Origin of the sequence: Moorella naiadis (nom. illeg.) (assembly GCF_051020825.1) — a bacterium.
GTDB classification, from domain to species: Bacteria; Bacillota; DSM-521; order Neomoorellales; family Neomoorellaceae; genus Neomoorella; species Neomoorella naiadis.
Genome location: NZ_JAXGFQ010000063.1, coordinates 1 through 3,091, shown reverse-complemented (window position 1 = coordinate 3,091; position 3,091 = coordinate 1). Strand labels below are relative to the sequence as shown.

At 53.4% G+C, this 3,091-nt stretch carries 3 protein-coding genes; all 3 read left to right on the top strand.

From position 1 onward, the window contains the following. Positions 1-201 (top strand): hypothetical protein (locus SDD30_RS17195; RefSeq protein WP_434076156.1); only part of this gene is annotated, 201 nt, incomplete at its 5' end. Further along, positions 167-1,357 (top strand): IS481 family transposase, encoded by a 1,191-nt coding sequence (locus SDD30_RS17190; RefSeq protein WP_434076155.1) that lies wholly within the window; start codon positions 167-169, stop codon positions 1,355-1,357. The genes SDD30_RS17195 and SDD30_RS17190, both read left to right, overlap by 35 nt. An 86-nt stretch (positions 1,358-1,443) precedes the next feature. Continuing rightward, complete coding sequence (locus SDD30_RS17185; RefSeq protein WP_434076154.1) at positions 1,444-2,841, top strand: helix-turn-helix domain-containing protein; 1,398 nt, start codon at positions 1,444-1,446, stop codon at positions 2,839-2,841. The last annotated feature ends 250 nt before the right edge of the window (positions 2,842-3,091 follow it).

The window sequence follows — 3,091 nt, the reverse complement described above, 5'->3', positions numbered from 1 at the left end:
TTGTCCTATATAGCAACAAATGATATTTGCCACTCAACCAAGATCCCTTTACACTTAAGGCAGGAAGGGTTACTGGCCCCCTTGGGGGAGGAGGGGGCCAGCCGGAATTCGGTTTACACTGTGCGGTTCCTCCTGATGGGCCAGCCCAAAAAGGGGGACATGCTTGATGGAAGCTCAAGTTCAAAAAGAAAACCGAAGTAAATCCAGGCAGCATTACAGTAAAGAATTCAAGCTAAGAGTCCTGGAGGCAGCCCGGGAAAGGCGGCTCCCTGTCGAAGAAATCTGCCGGCAGTACGGCATCCACAAGTCCGTCTATTACCGCTGGCTGAACCGCTACCGGCAGAAAGGCGAAGAAGGGTTGCGGGACGCTGCCCCGGTGCCGAAAAAGTGCCCCCAGGAAACCCCACCGGAAGTCCAGGCGAAAGTGGTAGAGCTTAAAAAAGCCCATCCGTTTCTGGGGTCAAGGAAGCTGAGGGACTTTCTAGCCCGGTTTGAGGGTATTCACTTAAGCCCGGTGACGGTCAACAGGATCCTGCGCCGCTTTGGCTTTAAGCCGGCGGACGAAATCATTCAGGTCGCGGCCAGGAGCAACGACCCGGAGAAGGCTAAAGCCTATGAAGAAGAACTGCACCAGGCGCAAGAGGAGTGGCAGCGCTTCTGCCGGGCCAACCCCAACGACCTGTGGCAAATCGACTTAAGCACGTTCTTTATCCGCGGCCAGTATCGGGTGTGGCTGATTACAGTGCTGGATGACCACAGCCGCTTTGTCGTCAACCACGGGCTGTTTAAAAGCGCCACAGCGGAGGCGGTATTAGAAATTCTCAAAGGAGCCATGGCCAAACACGGATTGCCCCGGGAAATATTAACCGACAACGGGCCCCAGTTTGTCACCTGGAAGGGAGTCACCCGCTTTGAGAAGCTCTTACAGCAGCTAGGCATCTATCACACCAAAGCACGGCCGCATCACCCCCAGACCTTAGGCAAGATTGAATCCTTTCACCGCAATATCGAGCGGGAACTTTTAAACGTCGAGGTCTTCCGCACCATGGAAGAAGCCGCCATCCGCATCAGCCAGTATATTGAACACTACAACTACAGCCGGCCCCATGAGGGTATTGGTGGCTTTACCCCGGCCGACAGGTACTACGGCATCGCGAGTGAGGTGGAGCGCTGGCAGAAAGAGAAAAAGGCCCTGGGTAACGAAGAAGTTGTAGCTGCCGGCCCGCCGGCCGTCTTTGTAGTCGGCAAGGTCTTTGACCACCAGGTAAGGTTAGAGGACAGCGGCGGCCGCCTGGAGCTGCATGTCGACGGCAAACTCTTAAAGGCTATGGATCTCATCCCTAAAAAAGTCGTCTGAACAATAAACAGGGAGGAAGACCCCTTTATTTGGCGAAATGTTTTGTTAGCACAAGCAAAACCAGCCAAAAAGGAGGTCTTCCCCCTATGGCCAGTATAACATCAACAAGGTTAACCGGCAATAGCCAATTGGACCAGGAGATTATCAGCCGGGGGCTGGATGCGAGGTGGCAACTCCTTATCCAACTTTTAACGGGGCAAATAGCCGTTACCGCCGCAGCCGAAAAAGCCGGGGTTTCCCGGGTCACCATCTACCAATGGCTTTCCCACTTTGTAATGGGTGCTCTGGCCGGCCTCACAGGGCAAAAACCCGGCCCTAAAGTGGACTGGCAGGCCCGTTGCCGGGAACTGGAAGCAGAGAACAAAGCGCTCAAACAAGAGATAAAGCGACTTAAACGCCTTTATACCCAGGCCCAGGCGGTGATAAATTTCTTGAGCGCCATCTTAAGGCCCCTGCTTGGCACTTTAAACACAGCCTACCGGCGGTTCAGCGCTGCCGACAAATGGACCATTCTACAGTACCTGGAAAGTTTACGCACTCAGGGCGGCACCATTATGGGTTTCAGCCAGGCAGTCCAAAAAGCCTACTCCACCCTGTTACGCTGGCGCAAATTAGTGCGAGGTAAAAATAAAGCCGAAGCCCTGGCCATCTTAGCGGATAAAACCCAAGCCTTTGCTGAACCCAGGTTACCGGCGGCAACGCGCCAGGCCATTGTTGCCTGCCATGAACAGTACCCCCACTGGGGCGCCAAACAAATCGCCCATTACCTGGGTCAGAAGCAGGGTCTTAAAATGAGCCCGGCCACCGTCCACAAGGTCCTTAAACAGGAACACCCCCGCGCTCCCTGGGATAAAGAACGGCGTCAGAAAAGGCATACCTTTGGCCGGGTCAATTTTGCCACCTGCATCGACCATGCGGAAATAGCCCTGGGCAGGCTGAAAGTCCAGCTCTGCCTGCTCCTGGATGAAACCAGCCGTTTTATCCTGGGATGGAGCCTGGACTTGAGCAAAAGTGCGGCCCAGGTGGTAGACTTAATCAAAACTGTAAGCCGCCAATATGGCCGCCCCACCCTGGCCAAAACCGATAACGCGCCGGAATTCCGGCAAGAATTCCGCTGCCTGATTAACGCCCTGGGTATCTTCCATCTTAACTCGCCTTACTACTATGCCCCCTTTAACGGTAAGGTAGAAAGGGTCTTTAAAGACCTACGCCGTTATTTAAAATTTCAGCCCTGCCCCGCCAACCTGGAGCAGCTGGCTGCCCAGGTAGAAGCCTGGGTATATGAACACAACTACCTGCGCTGCCATGAAAGCCTGGAATGGCTTACCCCGGCAGCGGTTTTCCTGGAAAAGAAAACACCTGCCCTGCCGGACTACATAGAGAAAATTTATGTTCGCCAGAAAGAAAAACGCCTGGTCTTAAAGTTTAAAAACCGCTGCAACCGGCCGGCCCGTTTGGAGTTGACCCTGCCGGAAGCCGCTTAAGGTTGAAATGGCTGGCTGCTGAGTCTATTAAAACTATCTTAAGCTTTTCCCGTTGTCCCGGGGGCCAATCTCTGCCCTCCAGGAGGTGAATTATTGCTTTGGCCAATGCCCCTGGATAACGAGAACATAAAAAAAAAATATGGCTGCACCGTCATATGGAGAATCGCCTGTGGCCGTATTCTGGCGTAATTTGGTCTGAGTGTAAAGGAAACTCTATCCGTTAATCTCTAAAAGGTCTCTGAACCGTACA